This is a genomic window from Amycolatopsis sp. NPDC051372, from assembly GCF_040682095.1.
Taxonomy (GTDB): domain Bacteria; phylum Actinomycetota; class Actinomycetes; order Mycobacteriales; family Pseudonocardiaceae; genus Amycolatopsis.
Genome location: NZ_JBFBAF010000020.1, coordinates 161,522 through 188,445 on the forward strand (window position 1 = coordinate 161,522; position 26,924 = coordinate 188,445).

Here is a 26,924-nt window from a genome sequence, read left to right on the forward strand (position 1 = left end):
GAGCCCCGAAAACCCGGTGCGCCGGCGACTCGGGCCTGGCAGGATCTTCGTGGTGTCCGGGACGATTGCGTGCGACGAGTCCGGTTCCGAGGGTGTGAACCTCATCGGGGCGAACACGGACGTCTTCGCGCACGCCGGCGTGCAGGTGGGCGTTGAGGCCGCCGCGGACTGCGTCGGGGAGCTTCGCGAACGAATCGGGTCACCGGCGCTGGAGTACAAGGCGAACCACCTGCTGCGGGCCAAGAACCGGGCGGCGCTGGTGTGGCTGCTCGGACCGTCCGGGCCACTTGCGGGGCGGGCCGGGGTCGTGCTGGTGGACAAGGCGTTGTTCGTCACCGGGAAGGTGGTGGACCTCCTCGTCGACCGGGTGCCTTACCCCGGCTGCCTCGCGCGCCGGCCGGACTCCCGGGCGCTGGCGCTGCACCACGACGGCCCGCGGCTTTTCGGGCCGCGGTGGAGTGAGTTCCTGCAGTCGTTCACCGCCCTGCTGCGAACCTCACAGCGGCGCGGCCCCGGGCTGGCGCCTTCGGAGTTCTTCGCCCAGCATGACGTGTTGAGTTCGCTTGCCCGGGTGCCGCAGTGCAGCGCTCACCTGCCAGCTGCCTCTTCGCCGGCGAAGCAGTGTTGGTCACACGATCTCGAGGACTTGCGGATCGGGCGGTGGGAGCAGCGGGGGTCGAGCCACCCGTCGATCGAGGCGCCGCAGCGGGGGTCAAGCCACCCCGAGCACCTGCGGGTCGAGTCGCGGGAGCAGCGCGAGTCAAGCCACCCCAAGCACCCGCACATCCAGCCCCAGCGGCAACGCGAGTCAAACCACCCGCCGATCGACCCGCAGCAGCAGCGCGACTCAAACCACCCCACGCACCCCCAGATCCGGCCGCCGCAGCAGCGCGAGTCAGTCCACCCGCGATTCGACCCAGCACCGGCGCGCGAGCACCTGACCGCGCTACGCGAGCAGCTGCGCGCAGACCCCTCGCTGGTACCACCACTCGACCCGCTGATGCCGGCCCTCGTCGACACGGTCACCCACTGGCACCCCACCACCGTCATCCACGACGAACAGCCCTCACTCACCCCCGCGCGCCTCGCCACCCTCCTCGGCCCCACCCGCGACATCCACTTCGTCGACTCCCGCGCCGACCCGCGCGTCCAACTCGCCGACTTCCTGGCCGGCGTCACCCGCCGCCTGGCCGAAGACGCCCTGCACCACCGCGGAGACCCCGAGCTCACCGCTCTGCTGCACCCCTACCTGCTCCCGACCTCAATCTGGGCCGGCCCGCTGTGAAGGGCAACGCGGTGGAGACTTTCGGACACTTCGCGAAGATCAGTCGGCCGACCCGTGTGCGAACAACACCCGCCGCTGCCGTCTCGGCGGCCCGGTCGAGCGGTCCCTTCACGACGCCGTCGACTACACAAAGTCACGTCCCTGCGCAACGCCCGCTCGGACTCCGCTCACCGACCCGAGCCCGTCGCGAAGGGTCTGCTCGCGACGGCCAAGACCAGCCCGCGAAATCGCCCCCGACCACCTGCCGAGACCGGCCAGCCACCCTGCCCGTCGCCAAGGGACCCCTCGCGGCTGCCAAGACCGGCCCGCGAAGCGACCCCGACGCCCGCCTAGCCCCGGCCAGCAACCCGAGCGCACCGCGAAGGGCCCGTTCGTGACAGCCAAGACCAGCTGCGGCACCCGACCACCTGCCGAGACCAGTCAGCAACCCGAGCGCATCGCGAAGGGACCGTTCGTGACAGCCAAGACCAGCCCGCGAAACCTCCCGACACCCGCCTAACCCGGCCAGCAACCCGAGTCCGTCTCAAACGGACCGATCGCGACAGCCAAGACCAGCCGCGGCACCCGACCACCTGCCGAGACCAGTCAGCAACCCGAGCCCGTCACGAAGGAACCGCTCGCGGCTGCCAACACCAGCCCGCGAAACCTCCCGACACCCGCCTAACCCAGCCAACAACCCGAGTCCGTCACAGAGGGACCGCTCGCAACAGCCAAGACCAGCCGCGAAGCCACCCCGGCCACCTGCCGAGACCAATCAGCGATCTGAGCCCGTCGTGACCGGTCCAGCCGCCACCCGGATCAGTCGCGCGGCGTGACGATGTGGACCGCGGCCTCTTCGGCGGACGCGGCGCCGCCGTCGATGCCGGCGTCGGAGGCGTAGAGCTCTTCGTCGGTGTCCGGGCCGAAGCCCGCGTCTTGGGCGACGAGGCGGCCCGCGCGCGCGTCGCCGACTTCGTCGTCGAGGAGCTCGCCGTCGGTGTCGGTGGTGTCGCCGAGGTCGTCGCCGTCGTCGTACGCCAGGTCCGGCAGCTCCCGCGCGAGGCGGCCCTCCCAGCTTTCGCCGGCGAGCTCCTCCGCGGCGGTCATGCCCCACTCGCGCACGGCCAGCGGCTTCTCGGGCGGCGAGTAGCCCTCGTCGTACGGATCGCCGTCCTCGAGGGTGTCTTCGGGGTCGAGCACGCCGGTGTCGGCGTTGTCCTCGATGTCGTCGTCCACGAACGGCTCCTCTCTCCGTACCCTCCGCGTGCAGATTACGCACCGCTGCCAGTGTCCCTCGACCGGTGGGTCCCGGCGAAGATCGCTACCCTCGGGCGCGCCTACGGAGGTGGAGGGGTCAGTGACAGAGTGGAGCGGGCCGACGTTGCTGGCCCTGTTCGCCGGGTTCGGGCTGGCGTTCGTGCTGGTGGTGCCCTACGCCGTGCTCAGCTACCGCCGCCGCGGCGAGTTCGGCCCGGGGCGCGCGATCGCGGCGCTGGGGTTCCTCGTCTATTGCTGCGCGCTGATCACGTACACACTCATACCGACGCCCGTCGTCGACGCCGCCTTCTGCGCGAGCCACGAGTCGCTGCGCCACCCCGTCGTGAACCCGCTGCAGTTCCTTTCGGACATGAAGCAGTTCCACACCGGAATGCTCAGCAACCCGGCGCTGCGGCAGGTCCTGTTCAACATCGCGCTGTTCGTGCCGTGGGGCGTGTTCATGCGCCGCCTGTACCGAAAGGGCCCGGCCTTCGCGATCGCCACCGGGTTCCTCGTGTCGCTCTTCATCGAGACCACGCAGCTTACGGGCGTCTGGTCCCTCGTCGAGTGCCCCTACCGCCTCTTCGACACGGGCGACCTCCTCTCCAACACCATCGGCGCCACGGTCGGCGCCCTGGCCGCCCCGGTGCTCGGCCGCCCCCACGAACGCCTCGACGCGAAGGCCCCGCGCCCCGTCCGCAGCGGGCGTCGCCTGTTCGGCATGCTGCTGGACCTCATCGCGGTGACGCTGCTGGGCGTGGCGCTGAACGTCGTCGTCGTCGCCGTCCAGCTGCTGCGCGACCCGGACAGCCTTCGCGGTCCTGGCAATCCCGTTGTCAACGCGGTGCTCGGCGAGTGGTTGCCCGCGTTGGTCCTGCTGTTGGTGGTGCCACTGGCGGGGAACGGCGCGACGCCCGGGCAGCGCGCGGTGCTCCTGACGGTGGTGAACTCTGCTGACGAGAAGCCCTCGGTGCTGCAGATGGTGGTGCGGTTCGTCTTCGGGTCGGGCGGTTATTTCGTCGCGCTGGGGGCCGCCACGGCCAGCGCGCAACCGTCGACGTTCACTGGCGTGTGGATCGTGGTGAGCGGCCTGTTCGCGATCTTCACCCGCGGGCATCGGGGTCTGACGGGGTTGTTGTCGGGGTTGCGGGTTGTGGATGCTCGGCGTGAGAGGGAACGGGAACGGGTTTCGGCCTGACTTCGACCGCGTGACACGGCTCCACCGCGATTCGGCGTAACCTCGCCCGCGTGGCGTGGCGCATCCTTCAACGACATGCCGACTTCCGCCGGCTCTTCCTGGGAAATTCGGTGTCGCTGCTGGGCTCGAGTGTCACCACCGTCGCGCTGCCACTGGCGGCCGTGCTGACGCCGCATGCCTCGTCCGTCTACATGGGACCCCTCGGCGCCGCGGCCCTCCTGCCGCACTTCCTGTTCGGTCTCCCCGCCGGCGTCTGGGTGGACCGCCTGCCGTACCGGCACCTCCTCGTGACGGCCGACATCACACAACTGGTGCTCGTCGCCTCGGTTCCCGTCGCGGCGGCATTCGGGGTCCTGACCTTGGTGCAGCTTCCTGGTTGTCGTGTTCCTCGCCGGGTCGCGAATCTCTTCGAAACCGTTGCCGCGCAATCATTCACGCAGAGGCTGGTGCCGCACTGATGTGTTTCCCACCAATCGGGCGCTGATGCTGAGCACCATCTCACAGCCGTCGCAGGCTCAGCCCTCAGTCGCGCGTTTCCGGCGCGGGAGTCGTTCGAGCCTGTGCGACGTAGCCGCCCCGGGGGGATTTCGAGACCTCACGTCAAGGGCACCCCCTCACTTGTCCACAGGCCGCTCGCCGTGGCCGTAGTTGTCCACAGATTCCACGCCGACCGATTTTTGAGGTCTGGCAACGATAGACTGGGATGGGGACGCCCCCCTTGGGAGGGCGGGGGTTTGTCTGGCGAGTCGCGGACGGGACTGCACATTGTAAGATTCCCCCGTTCGGCCGTTGCGGTTTGGCGGCAATAGCCGCACACAGCGCAAGACCGCGAAGTGGTTCGGCCGATGTGGGTGCAGTCGTCCGTGGCCGGATTTGCGCTCGCCAGTGCCGCCGGTCTGGTCAGCGCCGCGGGCGGGACCGTTGCCGGCCAGGCGCTGCGTGGCGCGGGGCCCTCGCTCTACGGCGCGAATCAGCAGCCACTCCGTCAAACCCTCATCGCACCCGAACTGCTCTCGCGCGCCACCGCGACGTGGCGTTTCCTCGTCTACGGCACGCAACCCCTGGGCGCCCTCGCCGGCGGGCTGCTCGGCGCGGTGAGTCTCCGCGCGACCTTGATCACCGGCGCGGCGGTGATGGCCCTCGCGACGGTGTCCGCCGCACGGTTGAGCCGGATCCGGGCGCTGTAATCGCCGACACAGCATCATCGCCCTTGCTTATCCGGCAGAGCTTCTCGGGCTCGCCGAGAAGTCCCGTCGAGTTCGCAAGATCGGGCCCCGCGTCTGTCTCGCCGAGTCCGGGCCGAGCGAGATCAATGTCTCGGCGCCGTGCGACAGGCCTCGCGACGGTGTGCGCCGTCCAGACAAGCCGGAGAGCTGTGGGAGCAGTCAGCTGGAGTAAGCCTCCAGTTCCACGATCCGCGAATACGCATGATCATTCGAATCCAACACCACGATCTGCACCCCATCAGCCTGCACCGCCGGGAACGTGGACGTCACCGACCCCGAAGTGTTGCCCCGCACCGAGGCCACCGTCACCCAGGCGCCGGCCACGTGGGCCTGGACGTCGAAGTCGCGGAGGCCGTACTTCGCGGCCGGGTATTTCGTGGAGTCCAGGGTGTCGGTGACGACGCGGCCGACCGCGGAAGGAGCGGGCAGGGTCACGGCGTAGTTGTCCGGGAAGGCCGACTTCGTGCCGTCGTTCCAGCCCGTGGTGGTGGACCAGTGGTCGCCGTCCGCGTCTCCGTCAACGGCGCCGCACGGAGAGAAGCTGCCGTTGGTTGACGACGGGGTGGCTTGTTCACCGAGGAGGAGGTTGTCGCCGGGGCCCTTGGGAGGTAAGGGAAGGACGTCGACCGGGACGGACAAGCGAGCGCGGTCGGAAGACAAGCCCAGCGTGTAGTGGCCGGGGCGGGCGGAACGCGGCACGGTCACGCCGACCCGAACCGAAACCGGCTGGCCGACCGGCAGCCAAGACGAGAAGACCCGCCGGTCGAGAGCCAGAGGCCGAGGTGCGGAAAGCTCCATGTCCGCGTACATCGGGCCGCTTCCGTTGTTCGTCATGCCGACGGTGAGGGCGCTCGGCAGGCAAGGCAGGCCGACGACTTGGATCTGCCCAGGGGTGGCGGACAGCGCCAGAGCGGACGTGGCCGGGCTGCTCTGGGCGGCGGTCGCCAGTGCCACGCCGAACACGACAGCGCCGGCGGCCACCGCGAGGTGACGTCGCTGCATGGGGGAACTCCTGTCAGTGGACGTGGATGGCGGGGACGCGGTCTTCGACGGTGAGCTTGGCGCGCGTGGTGACCTTGCCGTCGCGGATGGAGACCTTGTCGACCACGCGGTAGTCGGCGGTCCACTCGCGCGGGGTGACCTCGCAGCGCACGTAGCCGCGCTGAAAGTTGCCGAACTTGACGTGAGGGTTCTCGTCGAGGATCACCCTCCCGCCGGCGTCGAGGTCCATGCCGTCCTGGCCCGAGGTGATCGACGTGCCGACGAACTCCGTCGCCACCACCGGCGAGCCCGGGTCCGCGTAGTCCGGTCGCAGCTCCGAAGCGACGCTGCGGTGCAGGTCGCCGGCGATGCTCACCAGGTTGCGCACCTTGCGGTCCTGCGCGCCGCCGAGGATGCGTTTGCGGGAGGCGACGTAGCCGTCCCACGTGTCCATCGGCACGAGCACGGGCGGGCCCGCGGCGGTGTCGAGCTGCGCGATCGCGGTCTGGTGCGCGAGCACCTCCCAGCGCGCGGAGTGCTGGGCCATGCCGTCGAGTAGCCACTTCTCCTGCGCCGCACCGGTGATCGTGCGGTTCGGGTCGAGCGAGTCAGGGTTCGGGGCTTTGGTGCCGTCGCCCGCGGCCTGGTCGTCGCGGTACTGGCGGGTGTCGAGCACGTTGAAGCGGATCAGGTCGCCGTATTGGAACCGGCGGTACATCTGGATGTCCGGGCCGTTGGGCAGCTGCGTCGTGCGCACGGGCTGGTGCTCCCACCACGCGCGGAACGCGTTCGCGCGCCGCACGAGGAACTGCGCGACGGGGTCGTTGTTCTCGGAGATGTCACCGGCCCAGTTGTTCTCGACCTCGTGGTCGTCGATCGTGACGATCCACGGCGCGGCGGCGTGCGCGGCCTGCAGGTCGGGGTCGGTTTTGTAGAGGGCGTAGCGGCCGCGGTAGTCGTCGAGCGTCGTGGTCTCGCGCTGGAAGTCCACGGCCATGTCCTGCTTGCGCAGCCCGCCGTCGGCGCCGACGCCGTACTCGTAGATGTAATCGCCGAGGTGGAACACGACGTCGTGGTCCTTCGCCGCCATGTCGCGGTAGGCGGTGTAGAAGCCCTCGTACCAGGCCTGGCAGCTCGCGTACGCCAGCGAGACGGCGGGCACCGACTGATGCGCGGTCGGGGAAGTGCGAGTGCGGCCGACCGGGCTGGTGTGCCCGCCGACGTGGAAGCGGTAGAAGTAGTGCCGCCACGGCCGCAGCCCGCGCACGTCCACGTGCACGCTGTGCGACTCCTCGCGCCGGGCGAGCGCGTTGCCGGCGCGTACGACGCGGCGGAACCGCTCGTCCTCGGCGACCTCCCAGCGCACCGACACCGGGCGGTCGTTCATGCCGCCGAACGGTTCGAGCGGCTTCGGAGCCAGGCGCGTCCAGATCACGACCGCGTCCGGCAGCGGGTCGCCGGAGGCGATGCCGAGCGTGAACGGGTAGCCGGGCACGCGGTCGGTGTCCACGGTGGTGGCGCCGGAGGCGGTGATGCCGGGCAGCGTGCCGGCGAGCGCCAGCGCGGCGGCGGCTCCGGTGACGGTGAGGAACTTGCGTCGCGTCGGGTTTTCCACGTCGCTCCGATCCAGTGCGGTCCCGGCGGCGCTCGTGCCCGCGGGAGGGCGGACGGCCGCACGCGTGCGGCACGAGAGTTGTGCTCACCGTCGGCGGCTTCCCCAGTCGCTTCCTCGCCGGTGCAGCGGGTGTTGAAACGTATCAAGACGGGACGGTTCGTGCGTGGTTCGTCCCGCTCTGGGCACGTTATCCGGCCGTCGGCGCGCCGTGAACGATCACGGCGGTGAATTCGAGCTGAAGTCTGGGGAAGGTTGTCAGGGGTAGCGCTGAGTGACCATCGGAGACGACAAATAGTGCCACCGGAATTGTTATCCGGTGGCACTATTTTTGGTTCTGTCAGATCAGACGAACAACACGCAGCTGGCCTTGTTGTCGAAGCCGTTGTTCGAGAAGTCGGTGTCCACCGAGTTCTTCTTCGCCTCGTAGCCCTGGTCGCCCTTGCAGTTGCTCGAGTCGTAGAGCTTCACGACGTGGCTCGTGTTGTTCTTCATCGAACTGGCTCCGTTGGTGACGAATCCGTTGCCGCCCGCCCACTTGGTCTTGGACAGGTTGATCGCGCCCGCACGGTAGGCGAACTCGATGTGCTGGCCCTTGTAGTCGTCGTCCTCGAACAGGCAGAAGTGCCCGGAGGCGCAGGTTCCGGCCGCACCGGCGGGCGGGGCCAGTGCGAGCATCGAGCCGGCGCCCACGAGTACGCCGAGGACCAGCGAAATGTGCTTCTTCATTCAATCGCCTTTCGATTGAGAAACCCGACCAACAGGCCGGATCCGAACAGGCGGGAACGTCCCCAGACGCGTATGGCGAACTTCCCCAGAATTCCCGCCAGCGCGAAAACTATAGCGATCACTGTTCGGCGCACACCGCCGAAGTGGTGATCGTCACCGACCAGCCGGTATGGTGTTTCGGTGATTGGGAAAAAGTGACCCGTCGCCTTCGCCGAGCGTGACGCTCGGTGGGGTGGTGTCGCATTACCGCCAGGTTTTGTCGGTGCCGCCGGGCAGACTGGCGGGCGTGTACGAGGACATCGAACGCTGCGTGCGCGCGGTGCAGTCGAAGGACGCCCGGTTCGACGGGTGGTTCTTCACCGCCGTCGTCACCACCGGTATCTACTGCCGCCCGAGCTGCCCGGTCGTGCCGCCGAAGGTCGAGAACATGCGCTTCTACGGCAGCGCGGCGGCGGCGCAGGCGGCCGGGTTCCGCGCGTGCAAGCGCTGCCGGCCCGACGTCACGCCGGGTTCACCGCTGTGGAACGAGCGCGCCGACGTGGTCGCGCGCGCCATGCGGCTGATCGCCGACGGGGTGGTCGACCGCGAGGGCGTGGGCGGGCTCGCGGCGCGGCTCGGGTACAGCGTGCGGCAGGTCGAGCGGCAGGTTTACGCCGAGCTGGGCGCCGGCCCGCTGGCTCTCGCGCGAGCTCAGCGCGCCGAAACCGCGCGGCTGCTGGTGGAAACCACCGAGATGTCGATGGGCGACATCGCGCACGCCGCGGGGTTCTCGAGCATCCGGACGTTCAACGACACCGTGCGCCAGGTGTTCGCCCTGACGCCGAGCGAGCTGCGGTCGGGGGCGTCCGGCGCGCCGTCGTCACCGGGGGCGCTGTCGTTGCGCCTGCCGTTCCGCGCGCCGCTGTGCCCGGACAACCTCTTCGGCCACCTGGCGGCCACCGCCGTGCCGGGCGTCGAGGAATGGCGCGACGGCGCGTACCGGCGCACCCTGCGCCTGCCGCACGGCCACGGCATCGTCTCGCTGGCGCCGACACCCGACCACATCGCGTGCCGCCTCAGCCTCACCGACCTGCGCGACCTGTCGGCCGCCATCAGCCGCTGCCGGCGCCTCCTGGACCTCGACGCGGATCCCATCGCGGTCGACGCCCAGCTCTCTTCGGATCCGGCGCTGGCCCCGTTGGTCGCGAAGAACCCCGGGCGCCGGGTGCCGCGTACGACGGATCCGGAGGAGTTCGCGATCCGGGCGGTGCTGGGGCAGCAGGTGTCCACCGCCGCCGCCCGCACCCACGCCGCCCGCTTGGTCACGGCCCACGGCACACCCGTCGACGACCGTGAGGGCGGCCTGGGTTTTCTCTTTCCCACTCCGGCCGATCTTGCGGATCTGGATCCTTCGTCGCTGGCGATGCCGCAGTCTCGCCGTCGGACACTGTTGGGCCTCATCGCCGCCCTCGCCGCGGGCGACCTCGACCTTTCGCCGGGCGGGGACTGGGATCGCGCCCGGGCCGAGCTGTCGGCGCTACCGGGATTCGGGCCGTGGACGGTGGAGACCATCGCGATGCGGGCGCTGGGCGATCCGGATGCGTTCGTGCCCACGGACTTGGGGGTGAAACTGGCCGCTGCGGCGCTGGATCTGCCGACGCCGCCTACGGCGCTGACCCGGCACGCAGCTGCTTGGCAACCGTGGCGGGCCTACGCGGTGCAGTACCTGTGGGCGACGGGTGATCATCCGATCAACTATCTGCCGGCCTAGGAGTGCCTATGCCTGCGGGGCGAGGAAATCCAGGAGGGCCGTGGCGACGGCGCCGGGAGATTCGAGCCAGGGGACGTGGCCGACGCCCGGCAGCGTCACGCGCGTCGCCGTCGGGAGGGCGGCGTGCAGGGAGTCCACGGCCCAGCGGGGGCGGATGTCCTGGTCACCGTCGACGATGAGAGTGGGAGTGGGCAGGGCGCGGCAGGCCGCGATGAGCTCGGATTCGGTCGGGAAGTGGTGTTTTTCCTCGGTGTTGATGGCGGCGTTGCACTCGTAGTTGATCGGAAACCAGGGCGTGGCCATCCGCTCGGCGTGGGTGAGGGCGGTCGAGGGATCGGGGAAGTCGGCAGACCATTGCAGGACAGCCAATTCTCGGTCCTCGGCCGGGGTCCGGGCGCGGGAGTTCAGGTCCCTGAGCCGTGAAAGGTCCGGGCCGAGGCGGCCGGCGAGGTTGTGTTCATACGACGGATGCCAGGCGCGACCGAGGCCGGTTCCGGACACATAAACCAGCTTGGCGACGTGGGCCGGGTGGTCCAGGGCGTAGCGCAGTGCCAGCGTCGCTCCCCAGGAATGGCCCAGAACGGTGGCACGGGCCAGCCCGAAGTAGCGACGGACGGCGTCCAGATCGGCGATCGTCTGCGCGAGCGAGTACGGGCCGCGGCGTTCCGAGCGGCCGCACCCGCGCTGGTCCCAGCGGATCACGCGCAAGCGCGTGGCCAGCACGGCAGCGAGGTCGCCGAACATGTCCCACAGGCCCGGGCCGCCGTGGCACAGGATGAGCGGCTCGCCCCCGCCGATGACAGTCGTCCAGAGGCGACAGCCGTCATCCGCCGGGATCAGGTCCCCAGGGGGATCCGTGGGATTCAGTCTCGCGGGATCGATCTGGTTCGCGTCCGGATACTCCACGCCGGTCAGCCTCGCATCAACCGCTTGAATCGGCACCGGGTGAACCGCGCCGCTCAGCTCCGCATGGTCGATGCGATCCGAACCCGCACGATCCAGTCTCGCGTGACCGGCGCGATCCGAACCCGCACGATCCGGTACCTCGTGATCTACGCGGATTGAACTCACATGGTCCGCGCGATCCAGCCCTCGGGAATCCCCGCGGCTCAGGCCCTCACAATCCACACGACCCAGCTCCGCGGAACCCACACGGTCCGATCCCACGGGTCCGAGCGATCCAGCCTCCAGGAATCCCCGCGGCTCAGGCCCTCACAGTCCACACGACCCAGTCCCGCGGCACCCACACGGTCCGAACCCACGAGTCCGCGCGATACAGCCTCCAGGAATCCCCGCGGCTCAAGCCCCCACAGTCCACACGACCCAGCCCCGCGGAACCCACACGATCCGAACCCACGTCGCCCGCGCGGTCCGGCACCTCGTGGTCCATGCGGATCGAACCCACACCATCCGCGCGACCCAGCCCCGCGGCACCCACACGATCCGAACCCACCTCGCCCGCGCCGCTCAGCTCCGCATGGTCCATGCAATCCGGACCCGCACGGTCCAGTCTCGCGTGACCGGCGCGATCCGAACCCGCACGATCCGCGCGGTCCGGTCCCGCGCAACCCCACGCGATCCGAACCCACGTCGCCCGCGCGATCCGGCACCTCGTGATCCACCCGGACCGAACCCACACCATCCGCGCGACCCAGCCCCGCGCAACCCACGCGATCCAAACCGACGCGGTCTGCGCGGTCCAGCCCCCCGGCAAACCTCGCGGCTCAGGCCCTCGCAGTCCACACGTCCCAGCTCCGCGGAACCCACGCGGTGCGAACCCACGTCGCCCGCGCCGCTCAGCTCCGCATGGTCCGTGCAATCCGAACCCGCACGGTCCAGTCTCGCGTGACCGGCGCGATCCGAACCCGCATGATCCGCGCGGTCCGGTCCCCCAAGATCCACGCGGTGCAGTATCGCCCCCAGCCGCGCTGAGGCCGGTGGGGACAGAGCGAGGGTTACATGGCAGTCACCTCCACGCAGCCGAAGGCCCTCACTTGAACAAGCCGTTCAGAGCACCGAAATCCATCGCGGAGCCCAGTTCGCCGTAGGTGCCCGCGCCGAGCATTTCCTGGGCCGCGCGGAGGGCCACGGCGTAGGCGCCCTGGGCCAGCGCCGTGCCGACGGTGACGCGGCGGACGCCGGCGGCCGCGAAGTCCGACACGGAGGGCGCGCCCGGCCCGGCCATGGTGGCGACCGGGAGAGGGGAAGCGGCCGTCAATTCTCGAAGCACCGCCAGGTCCACCAAGCCCGGCACGAAGATGCTGTCCACGCCGGCCTCGGCGTATGCGTGGGCGCGCGCCATCACGTCGTCGAAGCGGGCCTCCGGCTCGCCGACGCCGAAGAGGTACACGTCCGTCCGGGCGTTGATCCACAGCTCCGGCAAGCCGGCCGACGCGGCGGCCGCACGGCCTGCCGCCAGACGTGCGGCCTGCACCTCCGGAGAGAACAGCGAGAGCGTGCCCGCCCGGGAGTCCTCCAGGTTGACGCCGACCGCGCCGGCGCCGATGACCTCCTCGACGGTCGCGGCGACGTCCGCGGGATCGGGGCCGTAGCCGCCTTCGATGTCGGCGGTCACCGGCACCGAGACGGCCCGGACGATCTGCCGCACCGCGGCCGTCATCTCAGAGCGCGTCAAACCCTGGCCGTCACTGCGACCGAGCGCCCACGAGACGCCGCCGCTCGTGGTGGCGATCGCCTGCGCGCCGGCGTGCTGGATGACGGCCGCGCTGCCGGCGTCCCAGGCGTTCGGCAGCACCACCATCGGCTGGGCGTGCAGCTCTCTGAACGCCTTTGCCTTGTCCTGCAACGAATCCATGCGATTCCTCCCAGTCGAATCCGAACAAGGGAGGACGCTAGCAGCGGGCACCGACAAAAACTCAGCTCAACGAGATCTCGCTCAGATCGATCGACACCATCACCGTCTCCTCCCGGTACGCGCGCCGCCGCGTCGGGAAGCTCAGACCCGAGAACACGGCGTGGTCGTACACGTACTGCACGCCGGGAAAACCGCCCGCCACGTCGACGTTGTAGTCGTGCCGGCGCAGCAGCCCGTCCGGCCCGAAGAAGAAGCGCTGCACCCGCGAGTGGCTCGCCACCGAGGCCGGGAACGTCGCCTCCAGCACGTGGCAGCGCTCACCGTCCACGACCACCGGCGCGGACTCCACGACCGAAAACCCCTCACCCGCCATAAGGAACGGTGTTGTCAGGCACGTCCACAACGCGTACCCGTTGAAGTACGCGCGGTGCAGCGGGTCCCACGGCGTGTCAGTCCGTGCCCCGCGAACGACTCGCGCGGGTTGTCGCGCGAAGCAACTACAGTGCCGTCCAGCTTCTCGATCGCGATGAGCCCCGGCTCGAAGCGCGTGCGCTGGTCGGGCGCGCCGAACGGGTGCAACGAGCCCTCCTCGCGCACCAGCGACACCGTCATCCGCCGCGGGTTCGGGTCCTGCACAAGGCCTTTCATCGCCCAGAACTCGCCGCCGGTCACGATCGTCGCGGTCAGCGAGGTGAACTGGCGCCAGCGGTCGAGGCCGCCGTGGGCGTCGAGGACGTCGTCGAGCAGCGCCACCTCAGGCCGCCAGGTCGAGGACGACGCGGAAACGCGCCTGGCCGGACAGCATGCGCTCGTACGCCTTCGGGGCGTCGGTCCACGGAACGATCTCGTTCATCGGCCGCACGCCGCGGGCCTCGGCGAACGCGAGGCTGTCCTCGTTCTCGACGGCCGAACCGGTGAGGCTGCCGGAGACCGTGCGCGTGCCGAAGATCAGGTCAGTGGTGCCGATCGACAGCGGGTCGGGCGCCGCGCCGACGACCACCAGCCGCCCGCGCGGCGCGAGCCCCGCGACCAGCGGCGACATGGACGCGCCGCTCGAGGCCGTCGCGACGATCGCCGCCGCGCCGCCCAGCTTCTGCAGCTGCGCGCCGGGGTCGGCGGCGGTGCTGTCGACGTACTCGTCCGCACCGAGACTCGTGGCAAGCTCGGCCTTGTCCGTGCCACGCGCGATCGCTGCGACGCGGTAGCCCAGCGCCTTCGCGTACTGCACGCCGAGGTGGCCCAGCCCGCCGATGCCCTGCACCGCGACCAGCGAGCCGGGGCGCGCGCCGAGGTTGCTCAGCGCGCCGTACGTGGTGATCCCCGCGCACAGCAGCGGCGCGGCATCCGAAGAGGACAGTCCACTCGGGACTCGGACCAGACCGGTCGTGCGGGCGTAGGCGTATTCGGCGTAACCGCCGTCGACGTGCGTGCCGGTCCACGGCTGGTCGGTGCAGTTGACGAAGTCGCCGCGCCGGCAGTACTCGCATTCGCCGCAGTGCCCGCCCAGGTAACCGATGCCCACGCGCTGACCCACGTGCCACGCCCGCACACCCTCGCCGACGGCGTCGATCACCCCGACGATCTCGTGGCCGGGCACCCGCGGCACGTCCGGATCGGCGCGCATCCCCTCGACCGCCAGCACGTCCGAGTGGCAGACGCCGCAGTACTCCACTTTGACCCGGACCTGCCCGTGCGACGGAGCGACGAGCTCCCGCTCACTGAGCGCGAACTGGCGGGTGCCGGTGACTTCCAGAGCTCGGTAAGTTGTCATGAGTTGAATATGACCGGTCGTCTTAGACACTGTCAAGGGCCGCACCCGAATCGAGCACCCACGTTTTTCAGGGCAGGTCGAAGCCCAGTTCCTTGGCGGCGTCGACCGGCGTCGGCTGCGCCCACCGCTGCGCGACGGACTGGTGCGTCGACAGCGAACGCAGCTCCGCACGGTCGAGGTAGAGCACGCCGCCGAGGTGGTCGGTCTCGTGCTGGACGATGCGCGCCGGCCAGCCCGCGAACTCCTCGTCGACGGCCGCGCCCGTCTCGTCCTGCGCCTCAAGCCGGACGCGCAACGGCCGCGCGACCACGGCTTGCCAGCCGTTCACGCTCAGGCAGCCCTCGAAGAACGCGACCCGCTCCGAGCCCAGCGCCGTGTACCGCGGGTTCACCACCACGCGGAACGGCAACGGACCGATGCCCCGCACTGCCAGCACTTCGGGCGGCGTGTTCGGCCGCTCGTAGTCCTCGACCACGGCGAGCCGCACCGGGAGTCCGATCTGCGGCGCGGCCAGCCCGACGCCGGGCGCCGCGTGCATCGTCTCCTTCATGCCCTCGATCAGTCCGGCGAGCGCGGCGTCACCCAACTGGCCTTCGTAGGGCGCCGCGGCCGTGCGCAGCACCGGGTCACCGGCCTGGACGATGGGCCACGGGAGCGGCTGGGCGAGCAGTTCGTCCACCAGGTCGGCGAGCACGCTGGGGGCACCTTCCTACAGCAGGGAGCCGAACACCACGTCGAAGAAGTCGTCCAGCGGGGCGACGCTCTTGGCCACCTTGGTACGGATGATCGCACCCTCCCACGCGTCGAGCACGAACCGCCCGAGCAGCTCCGGGTCCTTGTCGCCCTTGACCTCGCCTGCGGCCTGCGCCTGGCGGATGGAGTCGGTGATGCTGTCCGACCAGTGCGTGAGGCTCTCCCCGACCTGCTTGCGGATCACGGGACTGTGGTCGGCGCGCTCGGAACCCATGTTGCCGATGAGGCAGCCGCGGGTGAACTCGTTGTCCACCAGCACGTCGCGCATCACGGTGAACCTCGCGCGCAACGTGTCGAGCGGACCGAGGTCGCCATGGCCCTCGCGCCAGCCGGAGCTTTCGGCGTAGCGCGCGACGACCTCGGCGCCGAGGTCTTCCTTGCTCTTGAAGTGGTTGTAGAACGACCCCTTGGGCACGCCGGCCGCCCGGGTGATGGTGTCGACCGAACACGCGGCGAAGCCGTAGCGGTGGAATTCGGTGACCGCGGTGTCGACGATCACCTCACGAACGCTGGGACGTGGCATCTGCCAATTATATGACCGGTCGTCTCAGCTGTCGACCAAGACAGTCGACCAGGGTCGGATCCCGAGATCCAAGGCCGATCTCGCACCCGCCTGATCGCTTCCGGCATGCTGGGCTCCGTGGCCTATGACGTGAACGCGATCCGCAAGCACTTCCCCGCCCTTGCCGAAGGGGCCGCGCACTTCGACGGGCCCGGGGGCTCGCAGGTGCCGGACGTGGTGGGGGAAGCCGTGGCGGCCGTCCTCTGCTCCGCGATCGCCAACCGGGGAACAGTTACGCCGGCCGAGCGGCGCGCCGACGGGGTCGTGCGGGAGGCACGACAGGCGGTGGCGGATCTGCTGGGCGCGAAGCCCGAGGGCGTGGTGTTCGGGCGCAGCATGACGCAGGTGACGTACGACTTCTCGCGGACGCTGGCCAAGACGTGGGAGGCCGGGGACGAGGTCGTGGTCACGCGGCTCGACCACGACGCCAACATCCGGCCGTGGGTGCAGGCGGCGGCCACGCGTGGGGTCACCGTGCGGTGGGCCGACTTCGACCCCATGACGGGTGAGCTGCCGGTGGAGGCGGTCACGGCGCTGCTGACCGACAAGACGCGGCTGGTGGCCGTGACGGCGGCGTCCAACCTGCTCGGCACGCGGCCGGACGTCGCGGCGATCACGGCGAAGGTGCGCGAAGCCGGGGCGCTCAGCTACGTCGACGGGGTACACCTCACCCCGCACGCCATGGTTGACGTCGCCGCACTCGGTGCCGACTTCTACGCGTGCTCGGCGTACAAGTTCCTCGGCCCGCACCTCGGCCTGCTCGCGGCCGCGCCCGAGCTGCTGGAGACGCTGCGGCCGGACAAGCTCGTGCCGTCCAGCGACGCCGTGCCGGAGCGCTTCGAGCTGGGCACGCTCCCCTACGAGCTGCTCGCCGGCACAACCGCGGCCATCGACTTCCTCGCGAACCTGGTGCCGGCCGAGGGCACGCGGCGCGAGCGGCTGGCCACGTCGCTGGCCGCGCTCGAGGTCCACGAGCAGGAAATGCTGCAGCGCCTCGACGACGGGCTCGCCGCGCTGCCCCAGGTGGTCCGCTACGGCTCCCCCGGCCGCGAGCGCACGCCGACGGTCCTGTTTTCCGTGCAGAACCACGAGCCCAAGGCCGTGTACGAACACCTGGCGAACTACAACGTCAACGCGCCGGCCGCGAGCTTCTACGCCATCGAGTGCTCCCGCCATCTCGGCCTCGGTGACACGGGCGCGGTCCGCGCGGGCATCGCGCCGTACACGACTGCGGCCGAGGTCGACCGGCTGGTCAGTGCGGTTGCGGAGCTGTGACCGCCGTCCCGCGCACGTAGACCGCCGCGGATGTCGTGGATGGCCGCCGGATCGGTGAACGGATTGCTGCCCGCTGAGAGGACGTCGGCGTCGAAGCGCGGCGCCACGCGGCCCTTGCGGTGGCCCAGCCCGCACACCCCGGCGGCCACGGACGTCGCGGTGCAAAAGGTGTCCACTGTGGACATCTCGGGCAGCTCCGGCATGTGCACGGCGTGCCGCAGGACATCCGGGGGCTTGACCGGCGTGACGCCGGCGTCGGTGCCGGCGGTGAGCTGCACGCCGGAGCGGTAGAGCAAGCGCAGGTTGGCCACCAGCGCGTCCATCCGCGACACGATCTCGCGGCGCAGCGCGCTGTGCGCGTCGCCCGCGATGCCGGGGGTGACGCCGACCGTGATGTGCCGCGCGGCGATCTCCCGCACGAGGTCCGATGGGGCGGCGTCGACGCCGTCTGTGGTCATGAAGCCGGCATGTTCCAGGCCGTCGACGCCGGCGGCCACGGCGTCGGCCACCGGTTGCGTCCCGTGGGAGTGCGCGGTGACGGGCAGGCTCAGCCGGTGGGCCTCGTCGACGGCCGCGCGCAGCACTTCGGGCGTGAACTGCGGCACTTCGATCCGCGTGCCGGGCGTGAGGTTGCCGCCGCTCGCCATCAGCTTGATGACGTCCACCCCGCGTTCCGCGTGCTCGCGCACGGCGGCCCGCGCGGAAGCCTCTGATGTGGCCGACCCGGACTTCCGCACGTGGTGGGCCGACCACCGGGTGCGGATGGCGGGGTTCCGGCGCAAGACGTTCCCGCACCCGCGCGTCGGGCCGGTGACGGTGGACTCGCAGCGCCTCGGGGTGGAGACCGACCCCGGTCAGTTCGTGGGGGTGTACTCGGCCGAGCCCGGTTCGGCGTCGGAAGCCGCGTTGCGCAGCCTCGCGGAGATGGCGTTGACCGGCTGAGTTCCGTTGTGGAACTCTCGTGGCATGAGCATCGACGTCGTGGCCGGCGAAGCCGTCACCACCGTGACGATCAACCGTCCGGACAAGCGCAACGCGCTGACCACGGCCCTGTACTCCGCCTTGGCCGAAGCGCTGGAGACCGCGGCCACGCCGATCGTCGTCCTCACCGGCGCCGGCGGCACGTTCACCGCGGGCAACGACCTGGGCGACTTCCTCGCCCACGACGGCTCCGCCGCCGGGGACGACACACCCGTGCGGCGGTTCCAGGAGGCGCTGCTCGCCACGCGCGCGGTGGTGGTCGCGGCCGTCGACGGCCCGGCCGTCGGCATCGGCGCGACGCTGCTGCTGCACTGCGACCTCGTGTACGCGACCGAGCGCAGCTACCTGCAGTTCCCGTTCACATCGCTGGGCCTGGTGCCGGAGTACGGCAGCAGCTTCGTGCTGCCGCGCCTGCTCGGCCCGCAGCGCGCCGCCGAGCTGCTGCTTTTCGGCGACCGCGTGCCGGCCGTCGAGGCGCACCGGCTGGGGCTCGTCAACGAGGTGCTGGCCGACGCGGCAGCGCTGGAGGCCCGCGTCGCCGACCGGACGGCCGCGCTGGCCGCGCAGCCGGCTTCGTCGCTGGCGCTGACCCGCGAGCTGCTGCGCGATACCGAGAACACCAGCGTGCGCGCGGATGGACGTGGAGTCGCAGCATTTCGCGAAGCTGCTGCACGACCCGGCGACGGTCGCCAACCTGCGAGCGAAGCTCGGCCGCCGTTACCAAGCCTGCCAAAAGTAGGCGGGAATCCAGCAGGACGTGACCGCGTCCGGCAACCGTCCCCGCCGTGACTGTGGTCGGATGGGTAACCGACAGCGCGCTAGGCGAGCTTGCGGCGGCGTTTGTCCACGGCGCCGTCGAGCAGCGGCCGTAGCTCCTCGACGATCGAGTCGAGCGGGGCGACGTCGTGCTCGGCGCGCGCGAGCACGATCGCGCCTTCGAGGGAGCTGATCATCAGCACGGCCAGCGAAGCCGCACGCGGGGGAGATACGCCCATCTGCTCCAGTGCTTCCACGAGCGGTTTACGCCATTCGGCGAATGCGCCGGCCGTGCTCTCCCGCAGCTTTTCGCTCATCGCGGCGGAATCGGCGACCGTGGCGACGATCGGGCAGCCGTTCCCGAATCCCTGATCGGCGAATTCGACGCGCCACGGCGCGACCATCGCGGCGAAGAGGTTGCCCGGCATCGCGTCTTCCAGCGATTCGGCGTTGCGGCGCACGCGGCGCGCAGCGTACCTGCCGGCCCAGGCGACCGCTTCGGCGACGAGCTGCTCCTTACCCCCGGGGAAGTAGTGCTGCAGCGACCCCCGCGGCGCGTTCGCGTGGGTCACCACGTCCCGCAGGCCCGTACCGCCGACGCCGTGGGTCCGCAGCAGCTGCGCGGCGCTGAACACCATCCGGTCCCGCGCCGGCCTCTCCGACTCCACCACCGACGACCTCCTTCATGACACCGGTCATGCTAGTCGGCACGACCCGTTCGAACTCCTTCTCGCCCCGCTCGAACGTCGGGACCGGGCGGAAGCCGTGCGCGCGCAGCAGGCCCTCGGCCGGCGCGTTGCCGACCTGGACGGTGGCGTGCAGCGTCCAGCCCGCCCAGCGGACGTCCTCGCTCAGGCTGCGCACGAGCGCGCTCGCGATGCCGCGGCGGTGCCAGGCGTCGGCCACGAGCACCGCGAGCTCAGCCCGGCACTCGCCTTCCGGCACGAGGTTGACCAAGCCGACCGCAGCGTCGCCGACCTTCGCGACGAGGGCCGCGCCGGCGAGCAGGAACGTGCGGTAGCGCACCAGGATCCAGTCCGGCGCCGGGCGCCCGGGCAGCGTGAAGCGCCACGCGAGGCTCGCCGGCGAGCACGCTCGCACGAGGCCCTCCACGGCACCGGCGGTCGCCGGCTCGACGGTCATTATGACAGCTGTCATGACCCTTGGGTAGCACGGTTTCCCTGATCGACTCACTATGACGGCGGTCATAGTCTTGCTCACGCTGCCGACACGGCCGGTCCCGACCGAGACCCACACCGCCCAGTCGAACGGTGGGACATGACCGGTTCCGGGTAATCCGATTTCACTTCCCGTGTGCGCCATCACCCGGTGCGCTGAAAAATGCCGGTAATTCATGCGTGGAACACAATCTGTCAGCCCGTGAGCCTTATCGGGTGAAAACCGTTCGCGAAACCTTCCTGCCTCCTGATTCTTCTCTATCTTCTAATCGAATCTTCTCGAAACAGTGCACGAAGGGGACGCGGTCATGACCCAGTCGATCGAAGCTCCGGCGAAGGAATTCTGCGTCGACTGGGAGATGGAGGGAAACGACGGCGACCGCGTGAACGTCACGCTGTCGGGTCAGGTGAGCCTGCTCGACGGCAGCCGCTTCTACAAGGTCGACGGCGTGCTCTACATCGCCGAAGGCGCGGAGTACTGCCGCCAGGTCGGCAACCCGCGTCTCTACGTCCGGCGCAACGGCGTGGAAGCCAGCGGCCGGCACTGGGGCTGGGAGACGATCAGCTCGCGCAAGACCGCCAACCGCCTCTGCACGATGGACGGGTACTTCGTGCGCACCGGTTACTGGGCCCCGTCCGACCGGTCGATCCAGCTGAGCATCGTGGCGGAGCACGGCATCACGCGACGAAAGTCGTTCAGCAGTACCGCAACCGTCCGGCTCGTGGACTGACGCCGGTTTCCGGCTCCGCATTCAACGCGTGGCGAGCATCGGGCGAGTCGATCACGACGTGAAGTGACGGCGTTCACCCACAAGTGGAGTGAAGGCCTTGAGCGTGCTGAGGAACACACCGTTTTCCCAGGAAAATCAAAGAAAACGTTGTGCTGGACACAGCGCGCGCGGGCGTGCAAGAGGACCATGGAGCTCATGCGGAACAAGGCCCGGGCTGGCAGACCACCTCTTCTCTTTACCCGTTTCCTGCGACGTTTGGGATTCGCGCGCAATCCGCTCGTGCGGCGCTCCGACCGGATCGAGGGTCTCCTCGCCGGCCTGGCCGCGCTGATCGCGATCTTGGCGCTCCCGCTCGTGGTGCTGCTCGGCAAGGCTGACGTCTCCCACGAGACCGCGGCGTCGGACGCGCAGCTGCACGCGCGCCACCAAGTCACCGCGACCGTGCTCGCGCCCGCGCCGAAGACGGCGTCGACGGGCGACAGTGCCCCGATCGCCCACAGCTCTCGCGTGACCGCCGACTGGCGGCTGCCGAACGGCTCGCTGCAGACCGGCGTCGTGACGGTGCCCGCGGGCGCCGGCAACCCCGGTTCGCAGGTGCCGATCTGGCTGGACGACAACGGCAAGCAGACCACCGCCCCGCTCACCCACGCCGACGCGGTGACAAACGGCGTGCTCGTGGGCACCTTCACGTGGCTCTGCGCGATCGGCCTGCTGGCCGGCGCGCTCTGGATCGTGCGGCGCGTGCTCGACCACCGGCGCGCGGTGCGCTGGGCCGACGAATGGGCGCAGCTCGCCGGCCCGGAGGCAGTTCGCTGAAACGGTTGCCTCCGGGCCCGGCCGGCGGACCGGCGGAGCGACACCCCCAGCGCCGCCCCGCGGCAGTGCAACGCCTACCGCTAAGCCTGTGTTGGCGAGTTAACTAACAGCTAACTCGCGCTGCTCACAGTCTTGTGTAGGGGAGCCCTGATTGTCAACTGTCAGCTAATCTGGGATAGTCGGCCTAGCTGAGAGCAATCAGTCGCTGACCGGAGGGGGCGGACATGTCCAGTGACTCGAGTGATGACACTCGGCCGACGTTGGCCTCCAGGCTCGACGATCTGTTCCGCACGGTGCGTCCGCAGGGCAAGCACTGGACGAACGCCGAGGTCGTGACCGAGCTCAAGCGCGTGTCGCCGGAGCTGAAGGTCGGCTCGGTGTACCTGTCGCAGCTGCGGTCGGGCAAGCGCACCAACCCGTCGCAGGAGCTGCTGGCGGCGCTGGCGAAGTTCTTCGGGGTGTCCGTCGCGTACTTCTTCGACGAGAAGGTGGCGGGCGACGTGCTGAGCGAGCTGGCCGCCATCGAGGCGATGCGCCAGGCGGGCGTGCGCGCGGTCGCGATGCGCGCGGCGGGCATGCGCGAGGAGAACCTGCAGGCGATCACCACGATCATGGACCAGTACCGCCAGATGCAGGGCCTGCCGCCGGTCAGCGACGAAGCGGCGGGCTGAGGATGGCGGAGGAGCGTCGCGACCAGCTCAAGCGGATGCGCGAAGAGGGCGCCCGGCGGATCGCCGAGCTGGATCTGCCGAAGGGCTGCGACCTCCAGACACTGTGCGAACGGCTGGGCACCATCCGCGAACGGCCGATCACCCTCGTGCCGATGCCCATGCCGGCCTCCCACCCGTGCGGCATGTGGGTCGCGGCGCAACAAGAAGACCTCATCTTCTTCGACGCCAACACCACCGGCGCACACCAGGAGCACATCATCTTGCACGAGCTCGGTCACATCATCTGCTGCCACCGCGGCTCGGGCCTGCTCGACGACGAGAGCGCCCGCTCCCTCTTCCCCAATCTCGACCCGGACATCGTCCGCGACATGCTGATGCGCGCCACCTACGACGACGCGCAGGAGCAGGAGGCGGAGATCATCGCGTACCTGCTGTCGGAGCGGATGGGCGTGGTTCCGGCTCCCGCGCCGGCCGCGAAGGTCCCGGCGGCGCAGGAGAAGCCGATCGACCGGATTGAGCGGATGCTGCTTTAGGCGTTCGCGCACTGCCGACTTTCCCCACCCGATCGGGTTGTGGACAACTACCCCGATCTGGCGCTCGGTCGCCGAAAGTGTCGGGGGTGGGCGATAGGCTGGACAAGGGCCGTTCCCCCTGGGAGGGCGGGGGTTTTGTCTCCTCCCGGCGGGGCCGGGGTTTCGCCTCCGCCCGACAGGGCCAGGGTTTCGCCTCCCCCCGACAGGGCCAGGGTTTCGCCTCCCCCCGACAGGGCCAGGGTTTCGCCTCCGCCCGGCAGGGCCAGGGTTTGTCTCCCCCAGCGGGGCGGGGCAAGAACTCCGCCGCGCTACGCGTGACGAAGACACTGCGGTTGAGGAGGCTGAGCCGTCCTGATCGTCTCGCGGCCGCCGCTTACCGTCCGGCCCTTGCACCACGAAACCGCCGTGTCCCGTCTGGCCCGCGTCGTCTCGCTGCACGAGCTGCCCGAGACTCAGCTGTGCCGGCGGGTCGGCGTCGGCTGCCGCACTCGGGCGGGGCCCTTCCGGGTCCCTCGCCGCAATGGAGCGCAAGGCGTGGCTGGGCCGCGTACACGGTCGAGTTCGGTCGGTGGACCCGTAGCGGCGGACCGCCGCACGAGTCCGAGCAGGCTCGTGAGTGCCCAGACCGGCAAGAACCGGCGCGGGCGCTCACCGCTAAGCGCGCAGCCGGGCGAGTTCCGTGGCCACCGTCTTCGTCGTGTACTCCAGCTGGGCGAGTTCGTGGTCGGTGGTGAGGAAGAAGCGCAGGCGGGCCTGGGATTCGTCGACGGCCGGGTGGAGGATCGGGTCGACGATGATGCCGCGGTCGTAGAGGGCGCCGGCCAGGCGGATGGTCGTGGTGGAGTCGCCGATGACGCAGGGGACGATGGGGGTCGCGGAGGCGGAGCCGGTGGGCAAGCCGGCGGCCTGGGCCAGCTTCAGGAAGGACCCTGAGTTTTCGCGGAGGCGAGCCAGCCGCGAGGGTTCTGTGCGCAGGACGCGCAGGGCGGCCAGCGACGCGGCGGCGCTGGCGGGCGTAAGGCCGACGCTGTAGACAAAGCCCGGCAACGAATACCGCAGCCACTGGACCGCGCGGGACGAGCCGGCCAGATAGCCGCCGCAGCCGGCCAGGGACTTGGACAGCGTGCCCATCCAGAGGTCGACCTCGGACCGCAAGACGCCGAAGTGTTCGCCGACGCCGGCGCCGCGTGCGCCGACCGTGCCGATGCTGTGGGCCTCGTCGACCATCAGCAGGGCGCCGTAGCGCTTCTTGACCTCGATCAAGCCCGGCAGGTCGGCGAGGTCGCCGTCCATGCTGTAGGCGCCCTCGACCACGATCAGCACGCGGCGGAACCGAGCGCGCGTACGGCGCAGGATGTCTTCGAGCTGCGCGACGTCGTTGTGCGGGAACGGGCGGCGCGTCGCTCCGGAGAGGGTGCAGCCCTGCAGGATGCTGTCGTGCGCGAGCGAGTCGTGCACGATGAGGTCGCCGGGGCCGACGAGGTGGCCGATGGCGCTCACGTTGGTGGCGTGGCCGCTCACCAGCGCGAGGCAGTCGTCCGTGCCGAGGAACGTCGCCAGCTCCATCTCCAGCTGACGCGTGAGGTCGCGGTCGCCCGCGAGGAGGCGGCTGCCGGACACCGAGGTGCCGTAGCGTTCCACGGCGTCGTGCACCGCGGCCGTCACCGCCGGGTGGCCGGAGAGACCCAGGTAGTTGTAGCTGGAGAACGACAGGTACTGCCGGCCGCCGACGGTCGTCGTGCTGGTCAGGAGACCTTGGTGCTTGCGGAAGTACGGGTTCGACACGCCGAGGTCCGAAAACTCCCGCAGCCGCGCGTCGATCGCCGCGGCTTCGGGGAAGTCGTCGATCGACGCCGTGGCCGGGTCGAACGCGACGGTCTCCGAAGCCAGTGGCACGGGCACCGGCACGGCGGGCGTGATCAGCCCCGCCACCGCACCGGCCGTGACACCGCGCTCCTGCTCGATCTCGAAGCGCTGCCCGGGGAAGCGCTTGCGGAGGTTGGCTTCCAGCTCCGTCAGCATGAGAGAGTCGAACCCGAGATCATCGATCAACGCGTGCCCGGCGCACAGGTCACCGACCGGGAACGCACTCGTGCGCGCGACCTCCTCCAACACCACGGCCAGCACGTCCCGCGCCGACGGAAGTCCCTGTGGCACAACGGGTTCCACGGCCGAGACAGCATTCAGCGGCGGCAAGGACTGCGCCTTCACCCGCTTCGCCTCGTCCACGACCCAGTGGTTCCGCGGGCTGAGCGGGCTCGGCGGCAGCGTGCACGGCGGCGTCCTGCCGATCGCGGGCCGCAGCCCGGCGCCGGTCACGGCCAGTGCGGCCAGCTCCAGCAGCGGCAGCTCCGGCGCGGGCACCTCGGCGCCCGGCGCCACGACCCCCGCGTACGTCGCCGGCGCCAGCTCCCCCGTCGTCCCGGATTCCAGCGCGACGGACGCGGCGACCAGCTTCGACACCGCGTCGGCGGCATCGTCGGCCACCACCGCCAGCCGCTCGGCGAACAAAGTGCGGCTCGCCAAAGTGGACGCCACCGCGGCCAGCGGCAGCGGATCGCGCGAGAGCACCTCCGCCACCTCACGCGCGTGCCGGGCCAACCCCGCCCGGTCGCGCGCGGTCAGCAGCAGCAACTGCGGACCACCCACGGAAACCGTTGGCAGCGCAGGGGATTCCTCGAGCACCACGTGCACGTTCGTCCCACCGAAGCCGAACGCGCTCACCCCCGCGCGGCGCAGACCGTCGGCGGTCCACGGCGTCACCTCGCCGGCCACCCGCAGACCGGCCTCGTCGAGCGCCAGGTGCCCGGCCGGTTCGAAATCCGGCTGCGGCAGGATCTGTCCCTTGTGGACCGACAACACCGACTTGATCAGCCCGGCGATCCCCGCGGTCCCGAGCGAATGCCCCACCACGGACTTCGCGGCGCCGAGGTAGGCGGGAGTGGTCGCGTCGCGACGCAGCTCGCCTAACGCGTTGATCTCCACGTCGTCGCCCACCGACGTCGCCGTGCCGTGCGCTTCCAGGTACCCGACGGAACCGGGCTCCACGTCGGCGTCGCGGTACGCGCGGCGCAGCGCCAGCAGCTGGCCCGACTCCTGCGGCATCATGCCGCCCTTGACCGTGCCGTCGTTCGACAGCCCGACGCCGCGGATCACCGCGTAGATCCGGTCGCCGGCGGCCTGCGCGTCGGCCAGCGGACGCAGCACGAGCACGCCGGCACCTTCACCCAGCACGAACCCGTCGGCCCGGCTGTCGAACGGGCGGCACTCGCCGGTGCGGGAAACCGCACCGATGCGGCACAAACCCACCAGCAGGTCCGGCGTGAGCACCAGCTGCGCGCCACCGGCCACGGCGATGCGGCAGCGGCCCGCCCGCAGCGCGAACACCGCGTTGGCCACCGCCGTGAGGCCGCCGGAGCAGGCGGCGTCGAGCGCGTAGCTCTCGCCGTGCAGGTCGAACACGGAGCTGATCGAGCTCGGGCCCATGTTGAGCAGCAGCCCGGCCATGGCCGTGGCGTGCAGACCGCCGACGGCCGAGCCCGCCTCCGCCAGCTCGGCGCCCGCCGACCGGCCGAACTCGCCGCCCGCGAGCTGGCGCAGGCGAATGTGAAGCGTGCTCATCTCGCGGTAGCCGCTCTCGGACAGCGACATGATCACCGACGTGTCTTCGCGCTCGAAGCCGCCGGCCTCCCAGCCGGCGTCCTGCAGCGCTTCGCGCGTGAGGTCGACCAGCAGCCGGTGCTGCGGGTCGAGTGATTTCGCGCGGCGCGGCGGGATGCCGTAGTGCCCGGCATCGAAGTCGCCGACGTCGTCGAGCAGCGCCATCTTGTCGGAGTACGCGGCCGAGGTGTCCCGGAAATCGTCATTGTAGAACGAGTCCCGGCGCCACCTCGAATCCGGGACGGTCCTGAACTGAGGTTTCGGCTCGCTGAGCAGATCCCAGTACTCGTTCACGTTCCGCGCACCGGGAAAACGGCACCCGATGCCGACAATAGCAATGTCCGGTCGATTTTCGATTTCGTGCGCAGCAGATCCCCAAGACGCCATAACAGAACTTCCTCGCGC

At 70.2% G+C, this 26,924-nt stretch carries 26 protein-coding genes and 1 pseudogene; 12 read left to right on the plus strand and 15 right to left on the minus strand.

Annotation, left to right across the window (positions count from 1 at the left end; translation table 11 throughout):
• Positions 1 to 52: 52 nt before the first annotated feature.
• Positions 53 to 1,285 (plus strand): DUF3800 domain-containing protein, encoded by a 1,233-nt coding sequence (locus tag AB0M56_RS28795; protein ID WP_364181329.1) that lies wholly within the window; start codon positions 53 to 55, stop codon positions 1,283 to 1,285.
• A gap of 798 nt (positions 1,286 to 2,083) precedes the next feature.
• Here AB0M56_RS28795 and AB0M56_RS28800 read toward each other — a convergent pair.
• Positions 2,084 to 2,500 carry a DUF5709 domain-containing protein gene (locus AB0M56_RS28800; protein WP_364061123.1) on the minus strand — a complete coding sequence of 139 codons (417 nt, stop codon included), beginning with the start codon at positions 2,498 to 2,500 and terminating at the stop codon, positions 2,084 to 2,086.
• 121 nt (positions 2,501 to 2,621) lie between these two features.
• Between AB0M56_RS28800 and AB0M56_RS28805 the strand changes: the two genes are divergently transcribed.
• The 3 genes from AB0M56_RS28805 (at position 2,622) to AB0M56_RS28815 (ending at position 4,906) form a co-directional block, all read left to right on the plus strand.
• The gene (locus tag AB0M56_RS28805) at positions 2,622 to 3,719 is read left to right on the plus strand and encodes a VanZ family protein (RefSeq protein WP_364181332.1); all 1,098 of its coding nucleotides are present in this window, start codon (positions 2,622 to 2,624) and stop codon (positions 3,717 to 3,719) included.
• A gap of 50 nt (positions 3,720 to 3,769) precedes the next feature.
• Positions 3,770 to 4,177 carry a hypothetical protein gene (locus tag AB0M56_RS28810; protein ID WP_364181335.1) on the plus strand — a complete coding sequence of 136 codons (408 nt, stop codon included), beginning with the start codon at positions 3,770 to 3,772 and terminating at the stop codon, positions 4,175 to 4,177.
• Positions 4,178 to 4,564: 387 nt separating this feature from the next.
• A complete protein-coding gene (locus AB0M56_RS28815; RefSeq protein WP_364181338.1) occupies positions 4,565 to 4,906 on the plus strand; it encodes a hypothetical protein in 342 nt (113 codons plus the stop codon).
• 198 nt (positions 4,907 to 5,104) lie between these two features.
• On the opposite strand, the gene AB0M56_RS28820 is transcribed toward AB0M56_RS28815, so the two are convergent.
• The 3 genes from AB0M56_RS28820 to AB0M56_RS28830 all read right to left on the minus strand — a co-directional run bounded on the left by AB0M56_RS28820 (position 5,105) and on the right by AB0M56_RS28830 (position 8,267).
• On the minus strand, positions 5,105 to 5,947 hold the full coding sequence (locus tag AB0M56_RS28820; RefSeq protein ID WP_364181341.1) for a hypothetical protein: 843 nt from the start codon (positions 5,945 to 5,947) through the stop codon (positions 5,105 to 5,107).
• Positions 5,948 to 5,960: 13 nt separating this feature from the next.
• Positions 5,961 to 7,541: an alkaline phosphatase D family protein gene (locus AB0M56_RS28825; RefSeq protein WP_364181343.1), complete on the minus strand. Its 1,581-nt coding sequence runs from the start codon at positions 7,539 to 7,541 to the stop codon at positions 5,961 to 5,963.
• Positions 7,542 to 7,883: 342 nt separating this feature from the next.
• Positions 7,884 to 8,267, minus strand: a complete 384-nt coding sequence (locus tag AB0M56_RS28830; protein WP_364181346.1) for a peptidase inhibitor family I36 protein — start codon at positions 8,265 to 8,267, stop codon at positions 7,884 to 7,886.
• Between the two features lie 286 nt (positions 8,268 to 8,553).
• Here AB0M56_RS28830 and AB0M56_RS28835 point away from each other — a divergent pair, with 286 nt between their 5' ends.
• The gene (locus AB0M56_RS28835) at positions 8,554 to 10,017 is read left to right on the plus strand and encodes an AlkA N-terminal domain-containing protein (RefSeq protein WP_364181348.1); all 1,464 of its coding nucleotides are present in this window, start codon (positions 8,554 to 8,556) and stop codon (positions 10,015 to 10,017) included.
• A gap of 6 nt (positions 10,018 to 10,023) precedes the next feature.
• Here the strand turns inward: AB0M56_RS28835 and AB0M56_RS28840 are convergent, their stop codons facing one another.
• The 7 genes from AB0M56_RS28840 to AB0M56_RS28870 form a co-directional block, all read right to left on the minus strand.
• Positions 10,024 to 11,088, minus strand: a complete 1,065-nt coding sequence (locus AB0M56_RS28840; protein WP_364181351.1) for an alpha/beta hydrolase — start codon at positions 11,086 to 11,088, stop codon at positions 10,024 to 10,026.
• A 919-nt stretch (positions 11,089 to 12,007) separates the two neighbouring features.
• On the minus strand, positions 12,008 to 12,832 hold the full coding sequence (locus AB0M56_RS28845; protein WP_364181354.1) for an isocitrate lyase/phosphoenolpyruvate mutase family protein: 825 nt from the start codon (positions 12,830 to 12,832) through the stop codon (positions 12,008 to 12,010).
• A gap of 61 nt (positions 12,833 to 12,893) precedes the next feature.
• Positions 12,894 to 13,181: a hypothetical protein gene (locus tag AB0M56_RS28850; RefSeq protein WP_364181357.1), complete on the minus strand. Its 288-nt coding sequence runs from the start codon at positions 13,179 to 13,181 to the stop codon at positions 12,894 to 12,896.
• A 38-nt stretch (positions 13,182 to 13,219) separates the two neighbouring features.
• The gene (locus tag AB0M56_RS28855) at positions 13,220 to 13,585 is read right to left on the minus strand and encodes a hypothetical protein (RefSeq protein ID WP_364181359.1); all 366 of its coding nucleotides are present in this window, start codon (positions 13,583 to 13,585) and stop codon (positions 13,220 to 13,222) included.
• A gap of 1 nt (position 13,586) precedes the next feature.
• A complete protein-coding gene (locus tag AB0M56_RS28860; RefSeq protein WP_364181362.1) occupies positions 13,587 to 14,603 on the minus strand; it encodes an alcohol dehydrogenase in 1,017 nt (338 codons plus the stop codon).
• 67 nt (positions 14,604 to 14,670) lie between these two features.
• Complete coding sequence (locus AB0M56_RS28865; RefSeq protein WP_364181364.1) at positions 14,671 to 15,297, minus strand: peptide deformylase; 627 nt, start codon at positions 15,295 to 15,297, stop codon at positions 14,671 to 14,673.
• A gap of 15 nt (positions 15,298 to 15,312) precedes the next feature.
• Positions 15,313 to 15,879, minus strand: a complete 567-nt coding sequence (locus tag AB0M56_RS28870) for a TetR family transcriptional regulator C-terminal domain-containing protein (RefSeq protein ID WP_354883626.1) — start codon at positions 15,877 to 15,879, stop codon at positions 15,313 to 15,315.
• A 117-nt stretch (positions 15,880 to 15,996) separates the two neighbouring features.
• Here AB0M56_RS28870 and AB0M56_RS28875 point away from each other — a divergent pair, with 117 nt between their 5' ends.
• Complete coding sequence (locus tag AB0M56_RS28875; protein WP_364181367.1) at positions 15,997 to 17,193, plus strand: cysteine desulfurase-like protein; 1,197 nt, start codon at positions 15,997 to 15,999, stop codon at positions 17,191 to 17,193.
• 38 nt (positions 17,194 to 17,231) lie between these two features.
• Here AB0M56_RS28875 and AB0M56_RS28880 read toward each other — a convergent pair.
• Positions 17,232 to 17,930: pseudogene (locus AB0M56_RS28880) on the minus strand (amidohydrolase family protein); the annotation flags it as partial.
• On the opposite strand from AB0M56_RS28880, the gene AB0M56_RS28885 reads away from it, so the two are divergent.
• Together AB0M56_RS28885 and AB0M56_RS28890 are read left to right on the plus strand one after the other, a co-directional pair.
• On the plus strand, positions 17,848 to 18,135 hold the full coding sequence (locus AB0M56_RS28885) for a hypothetical protein (RefSeq protein WP_364181370.1): 288 nt from the start codon (positions 17,848 to 17,850) through the stop codon (positions 18,133 to 18,135). The pseudogene AB0M56_RS28880 and the gene AB0M56_RS28885 overlap by 83 nt on opposite strands.
• A gap of 24 nt (positions 18,136 to 18,159) precedes the next feature.
• The gene (locus tag AB0M56_RS28890) at positions 18,160 to 18,963 is read left to right on the plus strand and encodes an enoyl-CoA hydratase-related protein (protein WP_364181373.1); all 804 of its coding nucleotides are present in this window, start codon (positions 18,160 to 18,162) and stop codon (positions 18,961 to 18,963) included.
• 29 nt (positions 18,964 to 18,992) lie between these two features.
• Here the strand turns inward: AB0M56_RS28890 and AB0M56_RS28895 are convergent, their stop codons facing one another.
• Positions 18,993 to 19,505 (minus strand): TetR/AcrR family transcriptional regulator, encoded by a 513-nt coding sequence (locus tag AB0M56_RS28895; RefSeq protein WP_364181376.1) that lies wholly within the window; start codon positions 19,503 to 19,505, stop codon positions 18,993 to 18,995.
• Complete coding sequence (locus tag AB0M56_RS28900; RefSeq protein WP_364181379.1) at positions 19,447 to 20,088, minus strand: GNAT family N-acetyltransferase; 642 nt, start codon at positions 20,086 to 20,088, stop codon at positions 19,447 to 19,449. Before AB0M56_RS28900 ends, AB0M56_RS28895 begins: the two co-directional genes overlap by 59 nt.
• A gap of 328 nt (positions 20,089 to 20,416) precedes the next feature.
• On the opposite strand from AB0M56_RS28900, the gene AB0M56_RS28905 reads away from it, so the two are divergent.
• The 4 genes from AB0M56_RS28905 to AB0M56_RS28920 all read left to right on the plus strand — a co-directional run bounded on the left by AB0M56_RS28905 (position 20,417) and on the right by AB0M56_RS28920 (position 22,859).
• Positions 20,417 to 20,839 (plus strand): hypothetical protein, encoded by a 423-nt coding sequence (locus tag AB0M56_RS28905; protein ID WP_364181381.1) that lies wholly within the window; start codon positions 20,417 to 20,419, stop codon positions 20,837 to 20,839.
• Positions 20,840 to 21,118: 279 nt separating this feature from the next.
• The gene (locus tag AB0M56_RS28910) at positions 21,119 to 21,655 is read left to right on the plus strand and encodes a hypothetical protein (protein ID WP_364181383.1); all 537 of its coding nucleotides are present in this window, start codon (positions 21,119 to 21,121) and stop codon (positions 21,653 to 21,655) included.
• Between the two features lie 224 nt (positions 21,656 to 21,879).
• A complete protein-coding gene (locus tag AB0M56_RS28915; protein WP_220243569.1) occupies positions 21,880 to 22,326 on the plus strand; it encodes a helix-turn-helix domain-containing protein in 447 nt (148 codons plus the stop codon).
• Positions 22,327 to 22,328: 2 nt separating this feature from the next.
• Positions 22,329 to 22,859 (plus strand): toxin, encoded by a 531-nt coding sequence (locus tag AB0M56_RS28920; RefSeq protein ID WP_364181386.1) that lies wholly within the window; start codon positions 22,329 to 22,331, stop codon positions 22,857 to 22,859.
• 654 nt (positions 22,860 to 23,513) lie between these two features.
• On the opposite strand, the gene AB0M56_RS28925 is transcribed toward AB0M56_RS28920, so the two are convergent.
• Positions 23,514 to 26,906, minus strand: a complete 3,393-nt coding sequence (locus AB0M56_RS28925; protein WP_364181389.1) for an aminotransferase class I/II-fold pyridoxal phosphate-dependent enzyme — start codon at positions 26,904 to 26,906, stop codon at positions 23,514 to 23,516.
• Positions 26,907 to 26,924: the final 18 nt, after the last annotated feature.